The sequence below is a fragment of the Acinetobacter tjernbergiae DSM 14971 = CIP 107465 genome (assembly GCF_000374425.1).
GTDB lineage: Bacteria > Pseudomonadota > Gammaproteobacteria > Pseudomonadales > Moraxellaceae > Acinetobacter > Acinetobacter tjernbergiae.
The window spans coordinates 17643-42258 of sequence record NZ_KB894360.1 but is presented as its reverse complement, the minus strand read 5'-3'; the positions used below and the strand labels follow the sequence as shown (position 1 = coordinate 42258).

23 protein-coding genes are annotated in these 24616 nt (G+C 38.7%); 14 read left to right on the top strand and 9 right to left on the bottom strand.

The window, feature by feature from the left end; genetic code table 11:
* The first annotated feature begins 25 nt into the window (after nucleotides 1-25).
* From C502_RS0107425 to C502_RS0107415, 3 genes are read left to right on the top strand one after another with little or no spacing between them, the layout of a single operon-like run.
* Complete coding sequence (locus tag C502_RS0107425) at nucleotides 26-1318, top strand: VWA domain-containing protein (protein ID WP_018678203.1); 1293 nt, start codon at nucleotides 26-28, stop codon at nucleotides 1316-1318.
* Between the two features lie 12 nt (nucleotides 1319-1330).
* Complete coding sequence (locus C502_RS0107420) at nucleotides 1331-2044, top strand: TIGR00266 family protein (protein ID WP_018678202.1); 714 nt, start codon at nucleotides 1331-1333, stop codon at nucleotides 2042-2044.
* A gap of 53 nt (nucleotides 2045-2097) precedes the next feature.
* Entirely contained in the window at nucleotides 2098-2679 is a 582-nt protein-coding gene (locus tag C502_RS0107415) for a TerD family protein (RefSeq protein ID WP_026315763.1), read from the top strand.
* Between the two features lie 55 nt (nucleotides 2680-2734).
* On the opposite strand, the gene C502_RS0107410 is transcribed toward C502_RS0107415, so the two are convergent.
* Together C502_RS0107410 and C502_RS0107405 are read right to left on the bottom strand one after the other, a co-directional pair.
* The gene (locus tag C502_RS0107410; protein ID WP_018678200.1) at nucleotides 2735-3178 is read right to left on the bottom strand and encodes an acyl-CoA thioesterase; all 444 of its coding nucleotides are present in this window, start codon (nucleotides 3176-3178) and stop codon (nucleotides 2735-2737) included.
* A complete protein-coding gene (locus C502_RS0107405) occupies nucleotides 3175-4335 on the bottom strand; it encodes an iron-containing alcohol dehydrogenase (protein ID WP_018678199.1) in 1161 nt (386 codons plus the stop codon). Before C502_RS0107405 ends, C502_RS0107410 begins: the two co-directional genes overlap by 4 nt.
* Nucleotides 4336-4452: 117 nt before the next feature.
* Here C502_RS0107405 and C502_RS0107400 point away from each other — a divergent pair, with 117 nt between their 5' ends.
* The 7 genes from C502_RS0107400 to C502_RS0107370 all read left to right on the top strand — a co-directional run bounded on the left by C502_RS0107400 (nucleotide 4453) and on the right by C502_RS0107370 (nucleotide 10217).
* Nucleotides 4453-4965 (top strand): low molecular weight protein-tyrosine-phosphatase, encoded by a 513-nt coding sequence (locus C502_RS0107400; protein WP_018678198.1) that lies wholly within the window; start codon nucleotides 4453-4455, stop codon nucleotides 4963-4965.
* A 16-nt stretch (nucleotides 4966-4981) separates the two neighbouring features.
* On the top strand, nucleotides 4982-6016 hold the full coding sequence (murB, locus tag C502_RS0107395) for a UDP-N-acetylmuramate dehydrogenase (protein ID WP_018678197.1): 1035 nt from the start codon (nucleotides 4982-4984) through the stop codon (nucleotides 6014-6016).
* Between the two features lie 8 nt (nucleotides 6017-6024).
* Nucleotides 6025-7158: a YdcF family protein gene (locus C502_RS0107390; RefSeq protein ID WP_018678196.1), complete on the top strand. Its 1134-nt coding sequence runs from the start codon at nucleotides 6025-6027 to the stop codon at nucleotides 7156-7158.
* 1 nt (nucleotide 7159) lies between these two features.
* The gene (locus C502_RS0107385; protein WP_018678195.1) at nucleotides 7160-8188 is read left to right on the top strand and encodes an alpha/beta hydrolase; all 1029 of its coding nucleotides are present in this window, start codon (nucleotides 7160-7162) and stop codon (nucleotides 8186-8188) included.
* A gap of 74 nt (nucleotides 8189-8262) precedes the next feature.
* Entirely contained in the window at nucleotides 8263-8781 is a 519-nt protein-coding gene (locus tag C502_RS0107380; protein ID WP_018678194.1) for a DUF4124 domain-containing protein, read from the top strand.
* Nucleotides 8782-8835: 54 nt separating this feature from the next.
* Nucleotides 8836-9564: a hypothetical protein gene (locus tag C502_RS0107375; RefSeq protein WP_018678193.1), complete on the top strand. Its 729-nt coding sequence runs from the start codon at nucleotides 8836-8838 to the stop codon at nucleotides 9562-9564.
* Nucleotides 9565-9578: 14 nt separating this feature from the next.
* Entirely contained in the window at nucleotides 9579-10217 is a 639-nt protein-coding gene (locus tag C502_RS0107370) for a hypothetical protein (RefSeq protein WP_018678192.1), read from the top strand.
* 62 nt (nucleotides 10218-10279) lie between these two features.
* On the opposite strand, the gene C502_RS0107365 is transcribed toward C502_RS0107370, so the two are convergent.
* A complete protein-coding gene (locus C502_RS0107365) occupies nucleotides 10280-11950 on the bottom strand; it encodes an FMN-binding glutamate synthase family protein (RefSeq protein ID WP_018678191.1) in 1671 nt (556 codons plus the stop codon).
* A gap of 180 nt (nucleotides 11951-12130) precedes the next feature.
* Between C502_RS0107365 and C502_RS0107360 the strand changes: the two genes are divergently transcribed.
* On the top strand, nucleotides 12131-13303 hold the full coding sequence (locus tag C502_RS0107360; protein WP_174428844.1) for an MFS transporter: 1173 nt from the start codon (nucleotides 12131-12133) through the stop codon (nucleotides 13301-13303).
* A 1-nt stretch (nucleotide 13304) separates the two neighbouring features.
* Here C502_RS0107360 and C502_RS0107355 read toward each other — a convergent pair whose 3' ends face one another.
* Nucleotides 13305-14795, bottom strand: a complete 1491-nt coding sequence (locus C502_RS0107355; RefSeq protein ID WP_018678189.1) for an amidase — start codon at nucleotides 14793-14795, stop codon at nucleotides 13305-13307.
* 200 nt (nucleotides 14796-14995) lie between these two features.
* Between C502_RS0107355 and C502_RS0107350 the strand changes: the two genes are divergently transcribed.
* On the top strand, nucleotides 14996-15475 hold the full coding sequence (locus tag C502_RS0107350) for a hypothetical protein (RefSeq protein ID WP_023274734.1): 480 nt from the start codon (nucleotides 14996-14998) through the stop codon (nucleotides 15473-15475).
* A 53-nt stretch (nucleotides 15476-15528) separates the two neighbouring features.
* On the opposite strand, the gene accC is transcribed toward C502_RS0107350, so the two are convergent.
* The 5 genes from accC to C502_RS0107320 all read right to left on the bottom strand — a co-directional run bounded on the left by accC (nucleotide 15529) and on the right by C502_RS0107320 (nucleotide 20163).
* Nucleotides 15529-16893 (bottom strand): acetyl-CoA carboxylase biotin carboxylase subunit, encoded by a 1365-nt coding sequence (gene accC / locus C502_RS0107345; RefSeq protein WP_018678187.1) that lies wholly within the window; start codon nucleotides 16891-16893, stop codon nucleotides 15529-15531.
* A gap of 17 nt (nucleotides 16894-16910) precedes the next feature.
* Nucleotides 16911-17330, bottom strand: a complete 420-nt coding sequence (gene accB, locus C502_RS0107340; protein WP_018678186.1) for an acetyl-CoA carboxylase biotin carboxyl carrier protein — start codon at nucleotides 17328-17330, stop codon at nucleotides 16911-16913.
* Between the two features lie 26 nt (nucleotides 17331-17356).
* Nucleotides 17357-17806 (bottom strand): type II 3-dehydroquinate dehydratase, encoded by a 450-nt coding sequence (gene aroQ, locus C502_RS0107335; RefSeq protein WP_018678185.1) that lies wholly within the window; start codon nucleotides 17804-17806, stop codon nucleotides 17357-17359.
* 743 nt (nucleotides 17807-18549) lie between these two features.
* The gene (locus tag C502_RS0107325; protein ID WP_018678183.1) at nucleotides 18550-19572 is read right to left on the bottom strand and encodes an ABC transporter substrate-binding protein; all 1023 of its coding nucleotides are present in this window, start codon (nucleotides 19570-19572) and stop codon (nucleotides 18550-18552) included.
* On the bottom strand, nucleotides 19573-20163 hold the full coding sequence (locus C502_RS0107320) for an ANTAR domain-containing response regulator (RefSeq protein ID WP_018678182.1): 591 nt from the start codon (nucleotides 20161-20163) through the stop codon (nucleotides 19573-19575).
* 525 nt (nucleotides 20164-20688) lie between these two features.
* On the opposite strand from C502_RS0107320, the gene C502_RS0107315 reads away from it, so the two are divergent.
* A complete protein-coding gene (locus tag C502_RS0107315) occupies nucleotides 20689-22041 on the top strand; it encodes an MFS transporter (protein ID WP_018678181.1) in 1353 nt (450 codons plus the stop codon).
* 28 nt (nucleotides 22042-22069) lie between these two features.
* Nucleotides 22070-24616, top strand: coding sequence for a nitrite reductase large subunit NirB (gene nirB, locus C502_RS0107310; RefSeq protein WP_018678180.1), 2547 nt, complete (start codon nucleotides 22070-22072; stop codon nucleotides 24614-24616).

Here is a 24616-nt window from a genome sequence, read left to right as displayed (position 1 = left end):
ATGAAAAAATAGGCAATTGTGTCATATGCTGAGTTTAATTCGTGGGCAAAAAATTAAATTAGATGATCTTTTACAAGGACAAAGTTCTTTTTATATTCACATTCAATATCAAGCCAATTTTACTTTAGATATCGCCAATTTTGGATTAGATCCAGCGTATAAATTAAGCGATGAACGTTATATGACGTTCTATAATCAGCCTAAAACGCCATGCCAAGCAGTGCAATTAACGGATAATCAAGCTCAGTCTAGTCGTTTTTCGGTTGATTTAACACAATTACCGTCGACGATTCAGCATTTAGTGATGACCATTGCTATTGATGGTCAGGCAGTGATGTCACAGGCTCAACAGATCTTAGTCCACGTCCTGAATTTACAGCAGCAAGTCGTTGCTGAATTTAGGCTTGATGGTCATATGTTTGATCAGGAACGTGCTGCAATGCTGATCGAAATTTATCGCAAAGATAATATTTGGCGATTAGCTGCTAATGGGCAAGGTTTTAGTGCGGGTTTGGCTGCATTGATTCAACATTTTGGTGGGGAAGTTGCAGAAGAAACTGCTCCTCAAGTCACCCTACCACCATTAACCAATATTGATTTAAAGAAAAAATTGTCTTTAGAAAAAGCAGAAAAAACAGGCAATGCTTCGATTATTGACTTGACCAAAAAATCATTGGTTCAGTTAGAAAAGAAAAATTTACTTGGAATAACGGCTCGTGTTGCCCTCGTTTTAGATGCATCTGGTTCGATGGATGGACAATATCGCCGTGGTGATGTTCAGAAAGTGGTGAATCGTTTAATGCCTTTAGCGATTCATTTTGATAATGATGGAAGCTTTGAGTGTTGGGCATTTGCAGCTAAAACAACACAGCTAGATGAAGTCACACTAAGCAATGTAAATGACTTTATTAATACGACCCAACAAGGCTGGAAAAATTGGCAAGTTGGCGCTCGCTTCAATCAAGAGATTCCAGCCATTGAGGCAGTCATTGATTATTATCAAAAATTCACAGATAAAATTCCCACTTTTGTACTCTTTGTTTCGGATGGTGGTGTAGGCAGTCGAAGAGAAATGCAAAAAATCTTAACCCAAGCTGCAAAATTGCCAATTTTTTGGCAGTTTGTTGGTATTGGTGGGCGAGATTACGGCGCATTAGAAAAAATAGATGATCTGAAAGGGCGAGTGGTTGATAACTGTAATTTTTTTAGTTTAGATCGAATTGATAGTGTTTCAGATGAACGTCTATATGAATTGTTGTTAGAAGAATTTCCTGATTGGTTGAAAGCTGCAAAACAACATCAGATTATTGAGAATTAAGGATTAGATAATATGGCTCAATTTAGTTTAGTCGGTTCGCCAGAACCTTTCTTACATGTTGCGATGCGCCGTGGCGATAAGATTTATTGTGAAAGTAATGCCATGGTGATGATGGAAGATTCATTGGAACTCAAAGGACGTTTACAAGGAGGTTTAATGCAATCCTTATTGCGCCGTTTTGCTAATGATGAATCATTATTTCAACAACATATTGAAGCGGTACGCGGAGATGGGGATTGTTTACTTTCTGCTGCACTCGATGGTGATATGCAAATCTTAGATGTCGGTGCAACACAGTACTTGCTGAGTGACGGAGCATTTGTCGCGGCACATGATTCTGTCGAAGTTAAAGCAAGGCTCAATAGTAGTATTGGTGGTGCATTTTTCGGAAACACAGGTGGTTTTTTGGTGATGGAAACCAGTGGACAGGGGCAAGTTGTCGTCTCGGGGTGTGGGACTTTATTTGAGCTAGAAGTTGAGCCGAATAAAGATGTAATTATTGATAACGGTCATGTCGTGTGTTGGGATTCACGCCTAAATTACAGTTTATCTGTTTCTACCTCACAGAGTAGTGGACTCTTAGGTAATTTGATGAATAGTGTCATGAGTGGTGAGGGTATGGTGTTACGTTTTTCAGGTAAAGGCAAAGTTGTTATTTGTTCGCGTAATCGCCAAAATCTTCTTGCATGGTTACAAAGCAAATTGAGTCCACGTTCAAATCAGTAATTTTTACAACGAAAAATCATTTAAAACATTCATTTAACAAAGAGGACTTAATGATGGCGATTAATTTAGAAAAAGGGCAAAAAATCAATTTGCAAAAAGCAGATGGTAGCAGCTTACAACAAATTTTTCTTGGTGTTGGTTGGGATGTTGCCAAGAGTAAAGGCTTTTTAGGTTTTGGTGGTGGTAGTGCAGATATTGACCTTGATGCCTCAGTGATTTTGTTTGATGAGAATAAACAAGTTGTCGATGTTGTTTATTTTGGGCAATTACGCAGTAAGGATGGCAGTATTACCCATTCTGGCGATAATCTCACAGGTGCGGGTGATGGCGATGATGAAGTTATTCGTGTGAATCTGACGCAAGTGCCAAGTCAAGTGAAATCATTGGTTTTTACGGTGAGTAGTTTCCGTGGTCAAACTTTTGAAAAAGTAGAAAATGCATTCTGTCGTTTGGTTGATCAAGCAAGTAATCAACAAATTGCGAGTTACAAATTGTCTTCACAAGGCGGTCATACAGGTCTAATTATTGCGAAAATCTATCGCCATAATGACGCGTGGAAAATGCATGCGATTGGTGAGAATGTACATGGTCGTACTTTCCAAGATATCGTGCCATATGTATTGCCACATATCTAAAAAGTAATGTTAAAACCTGCCGACATGGTTATAGCAATCATGTCGGCAGGTTTATTTAAGAAATAGATAAAAGATATTCTTGTAAAATATTTCGCATGTTTTCAGGAATTGCTGTACTTTTTCGATTTTCACGATCTACAAACACATGCACGAAATGTCCTTGTGCTGCCGCTTCAAATTGATCTTGTTTAAAAATGGCCAATTCATATCTAAGCGAGGAGTTGCCGATTTTTCCAATCGCAACGCCAACTTCAACTGTTTCAGGAAATGACAACTCTTGTAAGAAACTACATGCAGAGTCAACAACTAGTCCTATAATTTTACTATTGTGAATATCAAAACCCGTTTTTTGAATCAGTAATGAGTTTGCCGCAGTATCGAAATAGCTATAGTAGGTCACGTTATTCACATGACCATAAATATCATTATCTGCCCAACGAGTTTGGATCGGGAAGAAAAACTTAAATTGCTCTCGTGTTTTTAAAATAGGTTTGGTCATGCATAAATCGCCTGATAAATCTGTAACGCATCTTGTTCGGTTAGTTCTCTTGGATTATTTTGCAAGAGTCTGGTTTGTAGCAAAGCATCCTTTGCGAGTTGAGGAAGTTTTGCCTCAGGAATATCTAAGTTCTTTAATTTTAAGGTTAAACCACTCTGATCTAAATGGTTTTGCATATGATCAATAAATAGATCACACAAACCATCCGTACAGCCTGTACTACGTGGATCTAACAGTTGCATGAGTTCTGCATAATATTGCTTAGCTTTAGGGGCATTAAATTTTAACACCTCCACAAGCACCAAAGCATTGCTATGTCCATGTGAAAGATGGAAGTGCCCACCTAGTGGATAAGCGAGTGCATGAACAGCACCCACGGGCGCATTCGCAAATGCTTGACCCGCTAACATGGAACCGACCAACATATTTTGCCGTGCTTCTAGATCAGCTCCATTTTTTAATACTTTTGTTAAATTGTGATTCAATAATTTCAGTGCATTTTTAGCCAATATATCTGCATAAAAGTTCTTTTTGATATTGGAGGTATAGGCTTCTATAGCATGAACCATTGCATCAATACCTGTTGCCGCTGTGATATGAGCAGGTAAGCCTTGCGTAAATGTTGCATCTAAAATTGCGACATCTGCATATAGAATTGGAGAAACCACGCCCATTTTTGTGGTTGCGCCAGTGGTTACGATCGAGATCGGGGTGACTTCCGAGCCTGTTCCAGCAGTTGTTGGGATTAGTATGAGGGGCAAACGAGGTGCTTGGGCTTGATTAACGCCATATATTTCACTCAGATGTTGCTGCTGTTCGGGATGAGCAAGTAAGGCAATGATCTTAGCAACATCCATCGAGCTGCCACCACCGAAACCAATGATGACATCAATTTTCTCTTGTTTTGCAAAATCAACCGCTTCTAACACAATGTGTTCAGCTGGGTCAGCTTGGATATCCGAATAAATAATATGTTTAAGCTTGATTTGTTCTAAAATCTTTAAGATTGGTAGGTGCAGTTGATGTTGAATCATACCTGTATCAGTAACCAATAAGGCTTTATGATAGTCTTTCTGAGTTAAAACATTTTTAAGTTCTTGTATAGAACCTAGCCCCGCGATGATGTTGGGAACGGTTTGAAACTGAAATGAGTTCATACATACATCCTTATTTTTCATAATAAATACAACATTTTTATATCATGTGGCTATAGGTTTCATTGTCCAAATAAATTAACATAAGACTCTCTTAAAAAGTGTAATTTTGAGGTGATTATGCTGTCCAAAACGCCGTATAAGGTGTTATGTGTCTGTTTAGGAAATATTTGCCGTTCTCCAACAGCAGAGGCAATTCTCAGACATTATTGTGATGCGCATAGTCTTGATATTGTTGTCGATTCAGCAGGGACAAGTAATTATCACCCAAACAAAGCACCTGATTTACGTAGTCAGAAGCATGCCATAAAGCGTGGCTATGATTTATCTACTTTACGAGCAAGACAAATTAGCTTAAATGATTTTGTTGAGTTTGACCTGATGCTTGCGATGGATCATGAAAATTTTGAGAATATTCAGGTACTCATGTCTAAAGCTGTCCGTCAATTTGGTGTTGGGCGGATAAGAGCCAAAATTGCTTTGATGAGTGAACATGATCCTCGTTTTACACAGCAAGCAGTTCCAGACCCTTATTATGGTGGGGCAGATGGTTTTGATCGAGTGCTTGATCAATGTGAATCAAGTAGCCAAGCATGGGTCAATATTTTTAAAAAGCAGATGAAAGCAGGGTAATCGGGTTTAATTTAATATGCGTGTACACGAACAGGTTCAGCTTAAAAACTTAAATACCTTAAATCTGAATGCGATGACTTCGCATTATGTGCAGATCAATCAGCCAAGTGATGTAATTGATGCTTTAGCATTTGCTGAACAACAACATTTGAATGTATTGATTTTATCTGGTGGCAGTAATGTGCTGTTGTCACAACATATTCAAGCTTTAGTTTTGCATTTAAACATTCAAGGTATTGATGTAGTTGCTGAAGACGAAAATACGATTACGGTCAAAGTAGGTGCGGGTCAAGTTTGGCATGATTTTGTTTTGTATAGTACACAGCAGCAGTGGTTTGGTTTACAAAATCTTGCTTTGATTCCTGGTTTAGTCGGCGCATCTCCTGTACAAAATATTGGTGCTTACGGCGTTGAAGTGGGTGAGTTTATCGAATCTGTACAAGTCTATGATCGTGAACTCAAACAGTTTAACTCGATTTCACCACAGGATTGCCATTTTGCTTATCGACATAGTATTTTTAAAGATCATCCAAATCGCTATATCATCGTTAGTGTCACCTTCAAACTATTAAGAAAAGCGGATTTGAAGCTGAGTTATGGCGATCTTAAACAAGCTGTTGGTGATGATCAAACGGCAGAAAACTTACAAAATCAAGTGATTCATATTCGTCAAAGTAAATTGCCAAATCCCAAAGAATACCCGAATGTTGGAAGCTTTTTTAAAAACCCAATTTTGACAGCCGCAGAATTTGACAAAATTTCTCAACAATTTCCAAATATTCCCCATTATTTACAAGCAAATAGCAATGTTAAAGTGGCTGCGGGTTGGTTGATTGATCAAACAGGCTGGAAAGGTAAACAATTGGGTTCAGTTGGAATGTTTCATAAACAGGCATTGGTTTTGGTGAATTATGCAGATGCTACACTGGCGGATGTAAAAAACACCTACCAAACTGTACAAAGTGATGTAAAACAAAAGTTTAATATTCAGTTAGAACCTGAACCTGTGTTATATAGTGAACAAGGTTTGATCCAAGCTCATCATGCATGAGGAATTTTATGGCTAAAGTACGTTGGATAGTTGGTTTGGTACGCATAATAACCATATTATTTGTACCATTAGGCTGCTTTGTACTTTTTTTATATTCGCCATTTTATTCCCAATTGGTTGTTAAAGGTTTAAATCACTTTGTTCCTGTAGATGTGAATGAAGTTGCTGCCCAAAGTCAGAAAGCAGGGGCATTGAGTGAACATGAAACTTTAGAGCCTGGCTCTAATTTGTGGATTGCTCGACAAGCGTATCTAAAATTAATGGAAAAAACCTTTCAATCTGAAAAACCTGAAGATTTAAGGTTAATCCAAGCGCGTTATAAATTGCTACAGCAACTCATTATCAAAGAGCAAGAGCGTGAAAATGCAGAGGAAAATAAGCCAACAAGTATTCCATTAATGACTGAGAAATCAGAACAGGATCAAGAGCGTTCTGCTGTAGCAGCAAGTACACCGATGGAGTTCTTACAGTGGAATACGCCTGATAATCAGGCATTAATGGGGAAGTATGTTGCTTTTTTAGAAACTTATCCGGTTGAATTGCCAATTGATCAGGATGAAAAAGATGAAACCAATAAAGATTTGGTGGAGTTGAAAAAAAATAAAGATGGTGTGAATGAATCTCAAGGCGTTGCCCAGCCCTATGCAATTGTGGTTTTAGGTGGTGGTTTGACGCTTGGTGCAAATGGCAAAGATATTGTGGTGAATAACTATACACGCTTACGTTTGGAAAAAACTTTACAGGTTGAAAAGCAATATCCGCTACCTATTGTATTGAGTGGTGTAGAAGCACCTTATATGCAAGCTTGGCTCAAAAAGCGAGGTATTGAAGCAAAACTTCTTGAAAATAGAAGTATGAATACCTGCGAAAACTCTCGGTTTAGTTCATTATTACTGCAAAAGAAAGGCGGGGCGCCAACAATCATCTTGATCACGGATGAATATCATATGCCACGCACGCGACGTTTATTCGCACTTAATGGAATTGAAACAGTGCCTGTAAATGCGCCGATGCCAACAACCTTGACCGATTGGCAGCCAAGTGCACAAAACTATGATCATAGTCGTCGTGCTAACTATGAAATGCTTGCAACGATTCGTGATACGCTGTTTGGCTCAAGTGATTGTCGAGAGATACCATAATATGTCTAATATTCCCTTTTTAAATCCGACAATTTTAAAACAACTTGATTTACCGATTCCGAATCGAGAAACAACGCCTCAACTGTTAGAGCCTCTTGATTTATCAACACTAACAGAACCTTCAAAAGCCTTACAAGCATATCGAAAACTTTACGGTTTACATTTACTTGATTGTGAGCATTGGCAAGGCTATGTAGAAATGCCTTTATTCCGTTTGCATGTACAAGTTTTTCAGCCGACACAAGCAAAAGTTCAGGGTACTGTGTGTTTGTTGCATGGGTATTTGGAACATAGTGGGATTTATCAGCCCATTATTAAAGAAATTCTTGAGCAAGGATTTAGTGTTGTTACTTACGATCTTCCAGGACATGGTTTAAGTAATGGTTCTCCTGCCAGTATTCAAAATTTTGATCATTATCAGCAAGTATTACATGCGGTTTATGATGTGGTTCGTAGTGCAAAACAATTACCAAGACCATGGTTGGGGATAGGGCAAAGTACAGGCGGTGCAATTTGGATGCATCATTTACTTGAGTTCGCTGAACGTCGAGAAGATCCAATCGTAGATCGTGTATTGTTATTATCTCCCTTGATTCGTCCAGCAAAAACAGCTTGGTGGCACAACTCTGTTGGTTTAGGAATTATTCGCCGTATTAAAAGCCAAGTGCCACGACATTTCCGTCGGAACAATCATAATCCTGAATTTTTGAGATTTATTCGTTTAACTGATCCACTTCAACCTCGAATGATGGGAATGGATTGGATTCTTGCGATGTCAAAATGGATGTTGGAGATGGAGCAACGACCAGCATGTCGGATTCCTGTTTGGTTAGCTCAAGGCGCACTCGACCAAACGGTTGATTGGCGTTATAACATTGAATATATTCGCCGTAAGTTTAGATTGCAGACGTTATTGATGTTAGAAGAAGGTTCACATCAATTGATTAATGAGCGTGCAGATATTCGCGCTGCACTCACAGGTCTAATCCCTGCATTTTTGCATGCAAAACCTAATCACTATTACTATTAATGTGATAACCGAAGTGAATACCTAAATTTTAATATCATAGAAAAATATTGATAAATTAAATATGCGGAGGGGATATGAAAGAGATCATACTTAAGTTCTTTTATATTTTAGGCTTGTTAACTGTTTGTACACCTGTATTTGCAGAGGAATTATACAAGTGTGTAACGAGTCAGGGAACAACTTATCAAAGTCGACCATGTTCAGCAAAAGCAACCCAAAGAACAGCATGCACTGGCTCTGTGGCTGATGGCTTTACGGGGAATTGTCGTTCAATAGAGCAGCAACGTGAACAGGCGAGAGTGTCTGAAAAAAATGCTTATACTCAAGATTTAGTCAGTAATAAAACAATGGTTGTCGCACAGAAATCTGAGTACCAAAGAGCAATGATTGCCTTTGCGGAGTGTAAACAACGACTTGTGGCTTTACAAAGAATGGCGCGTTATGCTGATAGACCTACACAACTAGTTGAAAATAATAGTCAATTCTATGCAGCAAGAATTTGTGCAGAAGATGGAAGTATTTATTTGAGTTGTAATGCAGCCACAAATATGTTGCTTACTCAGACAACTCCAAGCTGTCCGTTAAAGCGTTAAGTAAAAGCTTTGCGTCTCAAGTTTAGTTATTAAAAGTAAAAATGGTAGAGACTAATGAAAGCAGCATTAATTGTTATTGGGGTCATCTTCGCAACTTTTTTTTTATTAAATCGTTGCTCAAAACACGATATTGAGCCAACTAGTTCTACGCAGAATACACCAATTCAGCAGCGACAGGGCGCATTGGATCAGATTGTTTTATTACAACCATTGAAGCAACATGCTGTGAAAGAATACGAAAGTATTCAGCAGACTGCAAATTCATCCATTCAATCACAAGAAATGGTCGCTGCCGTAAGTAGCACCCTGTGGTGGAAGCTTCGTGAGATTGTAGAAAAACAAGCGGACGATGAAGGACAAAGATTATGGGCAAATGCGTATTTACAACAATTGTATGATGCCAAACGTAAAGGGAATTGCTTTCCTATTTCATTTCCCTTGTATAGCAAAACAAGCCCAGATGAGCGTAGGGCTTTGTTGAGTCAATCGACCCAACAACAAACAGCAGCAGCTTTGACTTACATCTTGACTCATCAGGGCACACGCTCGATCGTGGAACGGATGCAAGCACCCGAGGCATGGTCAAAGATCGCTGAAAAATTACGACAGGACTACGTAGCGGATGTAGATCTATTGAATGCAGGAGAAACTGCCAAAGATAAGAATAAGCAATGCGAAGTAGTGGCACGGACTTTTGAATATATTTTGTCATTACCGATGGAACAGCAGGGGCCAGTCATTCGTTGGATGCTGAATAACCATATCACAGTCGGTGTTTTTTAAAATAAGATGAAAAAATGAAGCAATTTCTAAATTTGAAACATCGAACGTTTGCAATCGGCTTGTTACTGATAGCAGTTGTAGGCTTGCCCGCTTGTGGACAGTCGAAGCATGAACCTCGTATAGGAGAGTATGGTGAGAATTTAGTCAACTCCGTTATACTAACACCAACTGAAATTCAAGCATTAAACCAAGCGATCATCACAAAACCGAAAGATACATTTGATCGACCAAGTGTGGGTATTAGCTTTGAAGGTGATCATGCTAGAAATCCTTATCGTTTCGTGATCGTTGCAAAAGGCACGGCAACGCAAGAAGGTCAGGTGGAATTAAAATGGATTGGTGGTGTGCAAAGCGAATCGTCAAATGGTTATCATCCTGAAGTCTTTCAAGAAGATGATGGGCATAATTATGATGTCAATGAGCCTGTCTTATTGGTGATTGGTTCAGATCCATTTTCTGTCAGTGAGAAAAGCAATGGTATGGTTTATAATGTCCATGCTGAGCTGATGGAAGCGGCAAATTTTCAGTTTCAATCTGTTGAAGTGCAAATTTGGCAAGGGAAAGCAATAATATACAATTGGATATATTATTTAAAATTCCTATTAATTTTTATGGTTGTCATTTTCGGCATTTATCGTTTGATTAGTCGTTAAATAGTCTAAGATTCATTCATGTGAATAAAAAGCCACCTTGTCCGTGGCTTTTTATAGATGTCTTAAAAGGTCTCGGCATTCGCCATTTTCCACATACGGTAGTAGAAGTTTTCATCATCTTGTAAATCACTTTGCAGTAATTCTTTTTCCTTCAAGAAAAAATGAATTTGCGCATAGTTTTTGATTTCACGATCATTCATACGCTGAGCTAAGTGATGTGCCTTAATATCAGATGGATGATTTAAACCTGCGGCAGCGATCATTTCTGATAAGGTGTGAAGTGTATTTTTATGGAAATTAAAAACACGTTCTGCTTTGCTTGGGACATCAATTGCTTTTTGGCGATCTTTGTCTTGAGTCGCAACACCCACTGGGCATTGATTGGTATGGCAGCTTTGTGCTTGGATACAGCCCACAGCAAACATAAATCCGCGGGCTGAATTGACCCAATCGGCCCCTAATGCAAAAGTACTGGCAATATCAAAAGCACTGATAATTTTTCCACTCGCACCAATTTTAACTTGGCTGCGTAGACCTGCACCGATAAGTGTATTGTGGACAAAACGCAAACCTTCTCGTAAGGGAGTCCCAATATAGTCACTAAATTCAATTGGTGCAGCACCCGTACCACCCTCAGAACCATCGACGACAATAAAATCAGGAATAATTTTAGTTTCTAGCATTGCTTTTACAATACTCATGAACTGCCACGGTTGACCAATACAAAGCTTAAAGCCAACGGGTTTCCCTCCTGAAAGTTCCCTGAGCTTTTGAATGAAATACATCATTTCAATGGGTGTATTAAAACTTGGGTGTTTAGACGGTGAAATACAATCATAATCACGTGAGACACCTCGAATTCTAGAAATTTCTTCAGTGATCTTATGTTTTGGTAAAATCCCTCCATGACCAGGCTTTGCACCTTGAGAAAGTTTTAATTCAATCATTTTTATTTGAGGATTCTTTGCTTGTAAGGCAAATTTCTCAGGATCAAATAAACCTTCGGGTGTTCGGCATCCGAAATAACCACTGGCAATTTGCCAGACAATATCACCACCATTTTCTAAGTGATAAGGGCTTAAACTTCCTTCACCAGTATCATGATAAAAGTGACCTAACTGTGCACCTTTATTTAAAGCCCGAATCGCATTGGCACTCAGACTGCCAAAACTCATGGCTGAGATGTTCATGATTGAAGCGCTATAAGGTTGGCTACATTGGGTATTACCGATTTGAACGCGGAAAGAAGCTGGATCTGCAGGTGGACATGGGGTAATCGAATGAACGATAAAGCGATAGTTCGGCTCATATACATCTATGATTGAGCCAAAGGGTTTATCTGCATTTTCATTCTTGGCACGTTGATAAACTAAGCTGCGCTGCATACGTGAAAATGGCAAAGCATCTTGATCGGCTTCAATGAAATATTGACGAATCTCAGGACGGACATCTTCAAAGATAAAACGAAAATGACCTAAGATTGGATAATTTCTGAGAATTGCATGTTTCTTTTGAAGCAAATCATATAAACCAACAAAGCTCAGTAGACTCGTGGTTAGCCAAACTCCATTTAACAAAGTGTCGGAAATGAAATAATAAATAGTATGTGGCGTATAAATTGTTTTAAACCAAGTAATACTTAAAGCAATAAAAATACAAAGAAGCCAGACGGAATGTCTTGAAAAGAAAGTGTTCAATAATTTATGTCGTATAGCTTGCGCTGGACTCGCCATAGGCAAGGGATTCCTATAATTTAACAATCAACAAACCATGCCAAGAACAGTCATTAATCACAAGTAATGAATTGTTAGACTTGAGAATTATTCTCTTAAATCAGCTAAAATCAACATCAATTGATCTGGGCTGATTTCTCACTTTCCATCCGATACACATGAATTAATAAGGCTTTTGAATTGTTACAATCCCTCAATATCCAAACACGCTTGGGTGGTTTTTACCTGTTCTACTATTCAATCGTTGGAACATTTATGCCTTATTGGAACTTGTATCTTCAAGATCAGGGTTTCAATTATCAAGAGATAGGTATTCTATCTTCTATTGCGATTATCACTCGTTTTTTTGCACCTTTGATTTGGGGTTGGATTGCAGATAAATCGGGTAAGCGAATGCTACTTGTCCGTATTGCGACATGGATGGAAGCTTGTATTTGGTTTGCAATTTTTGTGATTCCGAATAGTTTCCAGTCAGTTGCATTATTGATGCTGATTTTTAGTTTTTTCCAAAATGCGATCTTGGCACAATTTGAAGGTGTAACTTTATTTTGGCTAGGTGAAAAACGGGCTGAACACTATGGAAAAGTAAGAAAGTGGGGGTCGGTTGGTTTTATATTAGGTGTCTTTATCATTGGTACTTTATTAGAAGTCATTCCTATTTCTATGCTACCCATCTTATTATTATCAGTTTCATTTCTTGCATTTTTATGGTCATTCACGATTAAAGAGCCTGAACATGCACCAAGTTCGCAGAAAAAATTGCAACCTTTGTTACCTATTCTAAAACGACCTGCTGTGGCAGCATTTTTCGCAATTGAATTTATCTTATTGTTTTCACAAGCTCCATTTTATAGCTTTTATAGTAATTTTCTAAAAGAAATCGGATTTAGTACCACTCAAATTGGGAGTTTATGGGCAACAGGTGTCATTGCAGAAATTGCAATGTTCGCCATAGCACAAAAAGTTTTTTTTACACGTTTCTCGTGGCGAACTTTAGTCGCCGTTTGTTTGATACTCACGAGTTTACGTTGGTTCTTGGTTGGTATCTTAAATACACATCTTCTAGGGCAGTTGTTTGCTCAATGTTTACATGCTTTTAGTTTTGGTTTGTTTCATTTAATCGCAATGAAAGTGATTTTTCAGAATTTTTCTGCGGAGCAACAAGGTCGGGGGCAAGCGCTTTATAGTACGATGTGGGGTTTGGGTGTGGCATCTGGTAGTTTGTTAGCAGGGCGTTATTGGCAAGATTTGTCTGGAGCAACAATTTTTTTATGTGCAAGTGTGGTTGTTCTTTTGGGCTTAGTTTTAGTGGCATGGCTGCCGAATCAGGTGGAAACGGCAGTCAGAAACTAGATTAGAGTTGAATGTTTTTATACTGTGGCATCCATGGCTGGGTTTGCTCTAATTGCGTAGCTAGTTGCAGCAATCGATCTTCACGCCCAAATGGTGCAATAAATTGACTGCCTAAAGGTAAGCCATTTTTATTCCAGTATAAAGGTACAGACATGGCAGGTAAGCCTGTGACATTCGCTAATTGCGTAAAAGGCACCCAGCTTAAATTTTCTTGTACCATTTTTTCAACCAATTTGCCTTGTGCTAAATAATGCGCTTTACCGACCTTTAATAATCCTTTTAAGATTGGTTTTTGCCAAGCTGGCGTTGCAATTTCCCCATTCTTAGGAGCAACTGAAGCTGTTGTTGGAGTCAAATATAGATCATACTTTTCAAAGAAGATATTCATCTGAGTGCTATAAAGTCCCCAATTATTGAGTGTGTGAATATATTCTGTCGCTGTTGTTTTTGAGCCAAAAGCAGCTAATGCGACCGAATCAAGTTCGAAATCACGATCTGTTGCACCTTGAATCTGTTTGATTTGCGCTTGCATATACGAGAACTGACTAAACCAAGTTGTCACGAAATCTTTTGCCAATGCCAAGCCGTTTATTTGTGGCTGGTCTTCAATCACAATATGTCCCAAAGACTCCAACAATTTAGCGGTTTGTTGGACTGCTTGAATGGCGTCTTTTGAAACTTTTGTGCCAATTGGTGATTGGGTATTAAATGCGATTCTTAGTTTTTTAGGAGGGTGTTGAATCACATCCAGATACGTTTGCTGAGGTGCTTCTATTCTAAAAAGTGAAGTTTGTTCAGAGCCTTGGACAGCATCAAGCATGGCAGCACTATCGCGAACTGTTTTGGATAGAACATGTTGCATTGCAGCGCCGTGCATTGCTTCACTATATTGTGGGCCCCATGGCGTACGCCCTCGACTTGGCTTTAATCCAAATAAACCACAATATGAAGCTGGGATACGAATAGATCCACCGCCATCACCTGCACCTGCAATTGGCACCAAACCAGCGGCAACAGCTGAGCCTGAACCACCTGAAGAACCTCCACTATTGTGCTTTAAATTCCAAGGGTTATGACATGAGCCCCAAGCCTCGGGTTCGGTAATTCCTTTTATTCCAAATTCAGGGACATTGGTACGACCAAAAGTGATGATTCCTGTTTTTTCCCAGCGATTAACAATTTCAGCATTGAAGTTAGGCGTATAATTGATTTTTTTTAGCGCATGGCTTCCATAAGAGGTGGGTATACCTTGATATTCTTGGAATAAGTCTTTTACTAAGAAAGGAACGCCAGCAAACAATCCAGATGACTGCTGCTGTGTACGTTGCTTTGCTTGTTCATACATAGGAATAATAATGGCATTCAGTTTTGTATTGACTTTATCTGTTCGTTCTAATGCGATCTGCAATAATTCTGATGCATGAACCTCTTTGTTCTTGACTAACTGTGCTAAACCTAAACCATCATATTGAATGTATTCAGAAAATTTCATTGCTTTCATCCTTGAAGCTGAATTGTTATAAAGTAAAAATAAGTATAAGTTAAAAAATAGGATACCTGAAAAAAGGAAGAACGATTAAATAAATTACATGCTAAAAATATTGTGTTTATATGGTTATGAAAGCATGTTTTTCTCAAAAAATATGCTAAGTTAAAGCCTTGCACAGTTTAGATTACGACTTAATTAAATCTATGAAAAATATTTATATTATTGGATTATTATGGGCTTGCTCAACATGGACTATGGCAAATACAGTAGAAAATGCACAACAAGTAGACACTGCGGAACAATTTGCTAAAGCAAATGCAATTCGCGTTACAACCCGCCCAGAAATCATGGGGTTATGGGGAATGGAAATTGTGAATAATAAAAAGTGTGTCGAGTATTATAATTTTCGTGGGATAAATGAGGTTGTTATCAAAAGTGGGCAAGAGTGGTCTTATGGTTTATATGAATATCAACCATCTGAAGATCATAAGCAACGTTTACCTGCTCTTGTTTTACAAATTAAACATGACAATAATCAGATGGATTGTTCAGGACAAATGCAAGATCAAACGGGTGAGGTTTCTCAATACTTTGTGAAATGGGCAGATGACCATACGATTGATTTTTGCGCTAATGAAAAAGGTGATAAGTGCTTCGCAACTTTGCGCCGCGTTTTACCTTAAAGTAAGTTTAGATACAAAAAAACCTCTTATAATTTATAAGAGGTTTTTGGGATTTAAACTTTTTCAGTTTGTGATTCTAACTGTTTAAGTAAATGTTTCTCAAGATAATGGATATCCATTGCTTGTTCGCAGAAATTTTTATCCTGCAAAATAAGATCTTTATGTAATGGGATATTGGTTTTAATACCCGTTAGGATCATCTCGTCTAAAGCTTGACGCATACGAGCTAAAGAAGTCTCACGATCTTTACCATGTGAAATCAACTTTGCAATCATTGAATCATAATAAGGAGGGATACTATAGCCTTGATAAATATGAGAGTCTAGACGAATACCAGCACCGCCTGGCGCATAGAAATTTTCGATTTTTCCTGGTGATGGTAAGAATGTGGTTGGGTCTTCAGCATTAATACGACATTCAATCGCATGACCTTTGACTTCAACCTGATGTTGTTCGATATCTAGACCCAAACCAGCAGCAATGCGTAGTTGTTGCTCAATAATATCAACCCCAGTCACCATTTCAGTGACAGGGTGTTCAACTTGAACTCGCGTATTCATTTCAATAAAGAAGAATTCGCCTTCTTCAAAGAGGAACTCAAATGTGCCAGCACCTCGATATTGCATAAGCTTACATGCATTGACACATGCTTCTAGAATATCAGCACGTGCTTGCTCTGGTAAATTTGGTGCAGGTGCTTCTTCTAAGACTTTTTGGTGGCGACGTTGTAAAGAACAATCACGATCGTATAAATGAATCGCGTGGCCATTGCCATCACCTAAAATTTGAACTTCTACGTGACGAGGTTTCTGTAAGAAACGCTCCATATAGACAGTATCATCACCAAACCACATTTCAGCATCACGTTGAGCTGCTTGAACAGATTCTAGTAAAGTATCGACACGTTCTACAATACGCATACCACGACCACCACCACCAGATGCTGCTTTAACAATCAAAGGAAAGCCAATTTCTTTGGCTTCCGCAAGAGCATTATTGGTTGTAACAGCATGAGCAGAGCCGGGTACAGTTGGTACACCAGATTTTTTCATTGCCATGATCGCTGAAACTTTATTTCCCATAAGGCGAATGTGTTCAGGGCGAGGGCCAATGAAAATAAAACCAGAGCTTTCGATAATCTCAGCAAACTCAGCATTCTCGGATAAGAAGCCATATCCTGGGTGAATGGCATCTGCACCTGTAATTTCTGCCGCAGTAATAATTGCAGGAATATTCAAATAGCTCTCACTACTCGTGCCTGGCCCAATACATACAGCCTCATCAACAAAGCGTAGGTGCATTAAATCTTTGTCAGCATCTGAATAAATACCGACCGTTTTAATGCCAAGAGTTTTACAAGCCCGAGTAATTCGTAAAGCGATTTCACCACGGTTTGCAATTAATACTTTTTGCAACATTGGAATCCCCAAACTCATTAAGCGCGATAGCGGAAAAGTGGTTGACCAAACTGGATCACTTCACCATTTTTCACCAAAATTTCTTCAATCACACCACTCTTGGTTGCTTCAATTGGGTTCATGATTTTCATTGCTTCAATGATGCCTAAAGTTTCACCAGCAGAAATTGTTTGACCTACATTCACAAATGGTGCTTCACCAGGGCTTTGTGCAGAATAGAAGACACCAACCATAGGTGATGTTTCTACAGCACCACGAGGGGTTTTTGCTGTTGGAGCACTTGGAGCAGTTATAGTTGGTGCTGTTGCAACTGCAGTCGCATACACTGGTGTCGGACGAGTTAATGAGATGGATTGATCACCTTCCTTAACTTCAATCGCCTGTAAGTCAGATTCAATCATCAAGTCGATGAGCTTCTTGATTTTACGGATATCCATGAGTGAGCATTCCTGAAATGTTTAAATTAGTTAGAAGATTGAATTTTTTCGATTGCAAAATCGAGAGCAAAAGTATAACCCTTTGCGCCTAAGCCACAGATCACGCCAATGGCTTTGTCGGATAAATATGAATGATGGCGGAATGCTTCACGAGCGTGAACATTCGACAAATGAACTTCAATAAACGGAATAGCGACACCAAGAAGCGCATCGCGTAAAGCAACAGAAGTATGGGTTAAAGCAGCAGGGTTGATAATGATAAATTTCACGCCCTCAATTTGTGCTTGATGAATGCGATCAACAATCGCACCTTCCCAATTACTCTGAAAAGTATCTAATATGACTGACTCTTTTTGAGCTTGAGCGATGAGCTGTTGGTTAATATCATCTAAAGTGAGATAACCATATACCTCTGGTTCACGCTTTCCTAGCAAGTTTAAATTCGGTCCATGAATTACCAAAATGGTTGAGCTCATTCGGCTTGCTCCAATTCTAAAACTGCAAATGTTTTTTGCAAGATACTTGCAAAGTTTGCTTATTATGGCACAAAATTCTGCATTTTTTCTTATGATTTCTTTTAATGAATGAAGAAATTTGCATACCAAGCATGCTGCATATAATGAAAACTTTGCAAGGAATTGGCAATGTTAAAATATGACAAATTTTCCGATAATTTATTTTTTCACTATTCTAAACTGAATTACCTCATTTCGTTCATGTAATTTATGTAACTCTAAAGTCATCGACCAAAAATACTCAAATTTTTATAAAACGTATGTTGAGGAACTTTTTACTGCTATTAGATGCGTATTATTCATTTTTATCTATTTTTGTTGGTTGTTTTAATTTTAAATTATTGTTTTTAAATGTTTTATATTTTTTTGTATGGGTGGGAGATTGTTGGTTGGTATTTGTAATATTGACAAATACTCATAACGTGCAGAGTATCTTGATTTTTGTGGAACGAACCGAATTATGATGAGTTCAAGGGTAGGTTTAAACTAGCTGAAACGTATTTAATCCATTCGGTAATCCATTGTATTGGCAAAAAAGATGAATTGTGAAGTTTTGTATGGCAGCTAATGACATGAAAATGTCCGAAAAAGATAAACCGTATTTCGATAAGATAATAGTCACTTAAGAGACTTCTTTCGATTGGTATAATCTCTTATGGGTCTTTTCAAAGCTGTCTTTTTTATTAAAGACAGCTTTTTTTTCTTTAAATTTTGTTCTGTTTAGATGCAGCTAAATACGTTGCTGATAAAAGACAACTTTGTGCTTCATTTGTATATTGTATTGAACTGATAGGGGAATTATTCCATTTTTGCATCTGTTGAAATAACCACTCAAAATCAGTGACTTTAGGCATTGCACTATTTTGTACAAAATTGCGAATGATATTTTGAATGGTAAAGTATTTTTCAACATGAATATTGGGTGAACAATTAAACTGGATTACTTCAAATTCAACCAAAAGTTCCCATACTGGTGCAAAATCTTCGAGTATACGAAGCTCTTGTTGCGCTTTGATAATGGCACTCGTTAATGCAATAAGTGTATTAGGGTGTTGTTGTGCCCATTCTTGAGTCACTGCCAATACTTTGTCTGCAACATTCGGGATAATGTCTTGACTAGAACAGACGATCTGACTTAAGCCTTGCAGTTCAGCTTGGGTATTCCATGGCTCACCGACACAGAAACCATCAATCAGATGATTGCTGAGTGCTTCGACCATATAAGGAGGCGGTAAGGTTTTGACATGGATTGAATGTGCTAATTCAGGGTCAGCTAATGCTAACCACTCTCTTAAACAATAATGATGAATCGAATCTTTAAAGACATGCCCTAAAGAAACATGGTTGCTTAGTTTGATATATTCAATTAATTTCTTCGCTGATACATCTACTGGGTCTTGTTGCTTTATACCTAATTGATAGCAGAGCTTTTGGCTTAAGCTAATAAAAGCTCGATTTTCACTGAGCACTAAAGGTGTTTGTAACTGAATCCCGATCTGATCAGCACCAATGGCAGCGGCAGGGAGCATTGCGGATAGACAATGTGCGGTATCTAAAAGACCAAAAGCAAGACGATCGCGTAAGCTTGCCCAAGATGCCTCTTTTGTTAATGTAACGTTTAAACCTACTTCATCAAAAAAGCCACGTTGCTTTGCCCATAATAAGGCGATGCAATCAAGCAAAGGGATGTAGCCTAGTTGCAATTCGGTTTTTTCTAAACTGCTCATCTATTCATCCTTTAATTGGTTATTTAAAAGTTGTTGTGCATCCAATAAACGGCGCGCCATTTCTCCAATCGTCATGCGATGACTCATGGCATTTTTTCGGAGTAATTGAAAAGCAGTATCTTCTGTTAAACCATGTAATTGCATAAGTAGAACTTTGGCTTTTTCGACATCTTTCCTGTCAGCAAGTTTGGTTTTAGCATCTTTTAGATCGCCTTCTAACTTTTTATGTTTTTTATACTGTTCAATAGAAATATCTAAAATCGTGTGTAAACGAGTCGGGTCGATACCATCGACAATATATGCCGTGATCCCAGCATCAATTGCCTGCTTAATCGTGTCTCGGTCAGTATTTTTGGTAAAAAGAACGGTTGGTAGATCAAAGTTGCTGACACAACTTTCGATCACATCGCGATGAGGGTGATCCATATCAAGCAAAATAACATCCGCTTGAAGGTGCTCTAATTTAAAAATATTAAGATGATCGAGAGTGAAACAAGCTACTACATCAAAGTCATGTTCAATTAAACAGGTTTTTATGTATTCAGCCCGAGCCTGGTCGTCATCAATAAGTGCGATCTTGAGTTTCGGCATAAGTATAAAAGTCAAACTGTAGGTATATGCACATTTAGCATAACGTGCTGAGGGTGTTTTTTTGAAGCAAAATTAGTGCCATAAGGAAATTTCTTATTCGGTGCAAACGCTCCATAGGCGTATTATTTCTGCGCTTTATTGTATCGCTGCTTACTTGATAGCGAAATAAAAATTTAGATTAAGTTGATTGAATAGCAAATGTGTTCTCTTTTGGTGCGTAAAAAGAGTTGTTTTGAAGCACGCCGAATTGTGCTTTAAAACAGGTCATACGTCTGTTTCGTCTATATATATGGTGTGTGTAGATGCTGTAACCAAGGGTTTTTCTGTTAAAAAACAATATAAAACAATAATTAAGCTTATTTTTTTGATTTATTTTATTTGTTTGGCACAGCATTTGCTTATTAGGTGTTAAGTCAAAGAAGACTTTTAAATTTGTAAGACGGCCAACGATGTCCGATCTGATCGGTTTGTTTACACAATGATTCGTGTCAACAAAGCAGTATACGTTCAGTATAGGAGATGGCAATGTCTTTGAATCTATCGGCGAAAAAAGCCACATCAATAAAGTTATTTAACTTTTCCGCACCAGCAATGCGAGCATTCCACATGAGTTGGCTTGCTTTCTTTGTTTGTTTCTTTGCTTGGTTCGCATGTGCACCATTGATGCCAGTTATCGCAGGTGAATTTCATTTAACCAAAGATCAAATCGCCAATATCAATATTGCAGCAGTCGCAATCACGATTTTAGTTCGTTTGGTTGTGGGGCCATTGTGTGACAAATATGGACCGCGTAAGACGTATACCGCTTTGTTGTTACTTGGCAGTATCCCCGTATTTGGTGTCGCATCAGCAAATAGCTATGAATCTTTCCTTTTCTTCCGCTTGCTGATTGGTGCAATTGGTGCGAGTTTTGTTATCACTCAATACCACACGAGCATCATGTTTGCACCTAATGTTGTTGGTACTGCAAATGCAACCTCAGCAGGTTGGGGAAATGCAGGTGGTGGCGTAACTCAAGCATTGATGCCATTACTTCTTTCAGCATTGGTGATGTTCGGTGTTGAGCAAGCGATGGGATGGAGAATTGCACTGATTGTTCCTGGTGTAATGATGGTAATTGTTGGTTTTCTTTACTGGAAATTTACTCAAGATTGCCCACAAGGTGATTTTAAAGAGCTTCGTGCACAAGGTGTTGCTGCGGGTAGTGAAAAGAAAGGTGGTCTTGCAATTTTGATGCATGCGGCACGTAACTATCGTGTGTGGATCTTATTTTTCTCGTATGCAGCATGTTTCGGTATCGAAATCTTTATGCACAATATTATTGCAATGTATTACGTAGAAAACTTTGATTTTGGTTTAAAAGAAGCGGGAATGGCTGCCGGAATCTTTGGTTTGTTAGCGTTATTCGCTCGTGCTTTTGGTGGCATTCTTTCAGATAAAGTTGCACTTAAAAAAGGTTTGGATGGTCGTACTAAGATCTTGTTTGTATTGATTTTGGGTGAAGGTTTATTCCTTATGGTGTTTTCTCATATGAACAGCGCAACACTCGCAATTCTTAGCATGACAGTCTTTGCGTTGTTTACCCATATGGCATGTGGCGCAACTTATGCATTAGTTCCATTTATTGATCGTGAAGCGCTTGGTGGTGTGGCTGGCATTATTGGAGCAGGTGGAAACGTGGGTGCAGTTGCAGCAGGTTTCTTACTTAAAGGTATGGTTGATATTCAAACTTGTTTAATGGTTTTAGGTGGTTTGGTCGTCATCTCAGCAAGTTCAGTTATGTTGATCCGGTTCTCGGTAGAGCATAAAGAAAAAGAACAACGCTTATTTGAACAAGCAATTTTAGAACGTAGCTCAGAACAAAACAGCGCAGCTTAATCCCAGATTAGATTTTAGGAGAAACACAATGAAATTAGTGATGATTGGTCACGGTATGGTGGGTCATAAATTCATCGAAGCCATCTTAGAGAAAGCTGATGATGAATTAGAAATTACGATTCTTGCTGAAGAACCACGCATTGCATACGATCGTGTACATTTGACTGAATACTTCTCAGGAAAAACAGCAAAAGACTTATCACTTGCTCGTTTTGACTTTGCAGATGCGTATGGTATCGATTTAAGACTGAATACCAAAGCAATCGCAATTGATACCGCAGAAAAAACGGTGACAACAAGCTTTGGTGATGTGATTAGTTACGACAAACTGGTATTGGCAACAGGTTCATATGCCTTTGTTCCACCAATTTCAGGTAATGATCGTGAGAACTGTTTTGTTTATCGTACCATTGAAGATTTAGATGCGATTCGAGCAGCAAGCTTAAATTCAAAATCGGGTGTGGTGATTGGTGGTGGTTTATTAGGCCTAGAAGCTGCAAAAGCTTTACGTGATTTAAACCTAGAAACACATGTTGTTGAATTTGCACCACGCTTAATGGCAGTTCAAATTGATGACTTGGGTGGTAAAGTTTTACGCCGTAAAATCGAAAACCTTGGTGTAAAAGTACATACTCAAAAAGCAACTTCATCTATTGAAGCGGGTGAAAGTGCAACGCATGTAATGAAGTTTGCGGATGGTAGCGAGCTTGAAACAGATATTATCTTATTCTCAGCGGGTATTCGTCCACGTGATGAGCTTGCACGTACAAGTGGTTTAGCACTTGGTGAGCGTGGTGGTATTAAAATCAATGATTATTGCCAAACGTCAAATGAAGATATTTATGCAATTGGTGAATGTGCGCTTTGGGACAATAAGATCTATGGTCTAGTTGCTCCAGGCTATGACATGGCACGTATTGCGGCGAAACATATTTTGGTTGAAGAAACTCATAGTTTTGCTGGTGCAGATATGAGTACTAAACTCAAACTTATGGGCGTGGATGTTGCATCAGTTGGTGATGCACATGGTATGACACCAAACTCTCTCAGCTATTTCTATGCTGACGAAGATGCATTGGTTTATAAGAAAATTGTTGTTGATGCAGATAAAACCAAATTACTGGGTGCAGTTCTTGTTGGTGATGCGAAAGAGTATAGCGACCTTCTACAAATGATGTTGAATGGTATCGCATTACCTGAAGTGCCTGAAAGCTTGATCATGCCAGGTTTTGCAGATTCAGGTGCAAAAGCAGGCGGTAGCGGTGTTGATTTACTACCTGATAGTGCAACCATCTGTTCATGTAATAACGTGTCTAAAGCGGATATTTGCCAAGCAATCTGTGATGGTTCAACTTCACTTGGCGCATTGAAAAAATGTACAAAAGCTGCAACTGCTTGTGGTGGTTGTGCACCACTTGTAACTCAAGTCTTAAAGTCAGAGTTACAACGTCAAGGTGTTACGGTGAATAACCATCTTTGTGAACACTTCCCGTACTCACGCCAAGAGTTGTATCACTTGGTACGTGTCAATGAAATCAAAACATTTGATGATTTGATTCATCAACATGGTCATGGTTTAGGTTGTGATATTTGTAAGCCGACTGCTGCAAATATCTTGGCATCTTGTTGGAATGATTTCGTTCTTGAACCAAGTCATGCAGGTTTACAAGATAGTAACGATTACTACTTGGGTAACATTCAAAAAGATGGTTCTTACTCAGTTGTACCTCGTATGGCAGGCGGTGAAGTTACACCAGATGGTTTGATTGCTGTTGGTCAAATTGCCAAAAAATATAATCTGTATACTAAAATCACAGGCGGTCAACGTGTTGACTTGTTTGGTGCGCAAATCCACGAACTTCCATTCATTTGGGAAGAGTTGAATGCGGCTGGTTTTGAATCGGGTCATGCTTACGGTAAATCATTACGTACAGTGAAATCATGTGTCGGTAGCACGTGGTGTCGTTATGGTGTTGATGATTCGGTTGGCTTATCGATTGTGCTTGAAAACCGTTATAAAGGTTTACGTTCACCACATAAACTTAAAATGGCAGTTTCAGGTTGTACGCGTGAGTGTGCTGAAGCACAAGGTAAAGACGTTGGTGTTATCGCGACAGAGAAAGGTTGGAACTTATATGTTTGTGGTAATGGTGGGATGAAACCTCGTCATGCTGAGCTACTTGCATCTGACTTAGATACACAAACATTGATTCGTTATATTGACCGATTCTTTATGTTCTACATCCAAACAGCTGACCGTTTACAACGTACTAGCGTATGGCGTGACAACATGGAAGGCGGTTTAGATTATCTGAAATCAGTGATTGTTGATGATTCTCTTGGTCTTGCTGAAGAACTTGAACGTCGTATGACACATGTCATTGGTACATACCAAGATGAATGGCGTACTGCGGTAGAAAATCCAGAAATCCGTAAACGTTTCCAAACTTATATCAACGCAAGTGCTGACGAACAAGCTGATCCGTACATTCAATTTACTCAAGTACGTGATCAAATCCGTCCTTTGAACGATGCAGAACGTTCAGAAGATCGTATCCCAATGGTTGAAGCATAA

Coding starts and splice junctions, on each gene's coding strand:
- C502_RS0107425 (WP_018678203.1), top strand. CDS start 26: ATGCTGAGTTTAATTCGTGGGCAAAAAATTAAATTAGATGATCTTTTA.
- C502_RS0107420 (WP_018678202.1), top strand. CDS start 1,331: ATGGCTCAATTTAGTTTAGTCGGTTCGCCAGAACCTTTCTTACATGTT.
- C502_RS0107415 (WP_026315763.1), top strand. CDS start 2,098: ATGGCGATTAATTTAGAAAAAGGGCAAAAAATCAATTTGCAAAAAGCA.
- C502_RS0107410 (WP_018678200.1), bottom strand. CDS start 3,178: ATGACCAAACCTATTTTAAAAACACGAGAGCAATTTAAGTTTTTCTTC.
- C502_RS0107405 (WP_018678199.1), bottom strand. CDS start 4,335: ATGAACTCATTTCAGTTTCAAACCGTTCCCAACATCATCGCGGGGCTA.
- C502_RS0107400 (WP_018678198.1), top strand. CDS start 4,453: ATGCTGTCCAAAACGCCGTATAAGGTGTTATGTGTCTGTTTAGGAAAT.
- murB (WP_018678197.1), top strand. CDS start 4,982: ATGCGTGTACACGAACAGGTTCAGCTTAAAAACTTAAATACCTTAAAT.
- C502_RS0107390 (WP_018678196.1), top strand. CDS start 6,025: ATGGCTAAAGTACGTTGGATAGTTGGTTTGGTACGCATAATAACCATA.
- C502_RS0107385 (WP_018678195.1), top strand. CDS start 7,160: ATGTCTAATATTCCCTTTTTAAATCCGACAATTTTAAAACAACTTGAT.
- C502_RS0107380 (WP_018678194.1), top strand. CDS start 8,263: ATGAAAGAGATCATACTTAAGTTCTTTTATATTTTAGGCTTGTTAACT.
- C502_RS0107375 (WP_018678193.1), top strand. CDS start 8,836: ATGAAAGCAGCATTAATTGTTATTGGGGTCATCTTCGCAACTTTTTTT.
- C502_RS0107370 (WP_018678192.1), top strand. CDS start 9,579: ATGAAGCAATTTCTAAATTTGAAACATCGAACGTTTGCAATCGGCTTG.
- C502_RS0107365 (WP_018678191.1), bottom strand. CDS start 11,950: ATGGCGAGTCCAGCGCAAGCTATACGACATAAATTATTGAACACTTTC.
- C502_RS0107355 (WP_018678189.1), bottom strand. CDS start 14,795: ATGAAATTTTCTGAATACATTCAATATGATGGTTTAGGTTTAGCACAG.
- C502_RS0107350 (WP_023274734.1), top strand. CDS start 14,996: ATGAAAAATATTTATATTATTGGATTATTATGGGCTTGCTCAACATGG.
- accC (WP_018678187.1), bottom strand. CDS start 16,893: ATGTTGCAAAAAGTATTAATTGCAAACCGTGGTGAAATCGCTTTACGA.
- accB (WP_018678186.1), bottom strand. CDS start 17,330: ATGGATATCCGTAAAATCAAGAAGCTCATCGACTTGATGATTGAATCT.
- aroQ (WP_018678185.1), bottom strand. CDS start 17,806: ATGAGCTCAACCATTTTGGTAATTCATGGACCGAATTTAAACTTGCTA.
- C502_RS0107325 (WP_018678183.1), bottom strand. CDS start 19,572: ATGAGCAGTTTAGAAAAAACCGAATTGCAACTAGGCTACATCCCTTTG.
- C502_RS0107320 (WP_018678182.1), bottom strand. CDS start 20,163: ATGCCGAAACTCAAGATCGCACTTATTGATGACGACCAGGCTCGGGCT.
- C502_RS0107315 (WP_018678181.1), top strand. CDS start 20,689: ATGTCTTTGAATCTATCGGCGAAAAAAGCCACATCAATAAAGTTATTT.
- nirB (WP_018678180.1), top strand. CDS start 22,070: ATGAAATTAGTGATGATTGGTCACGGTATGGTGGGTCATAAATTCATC.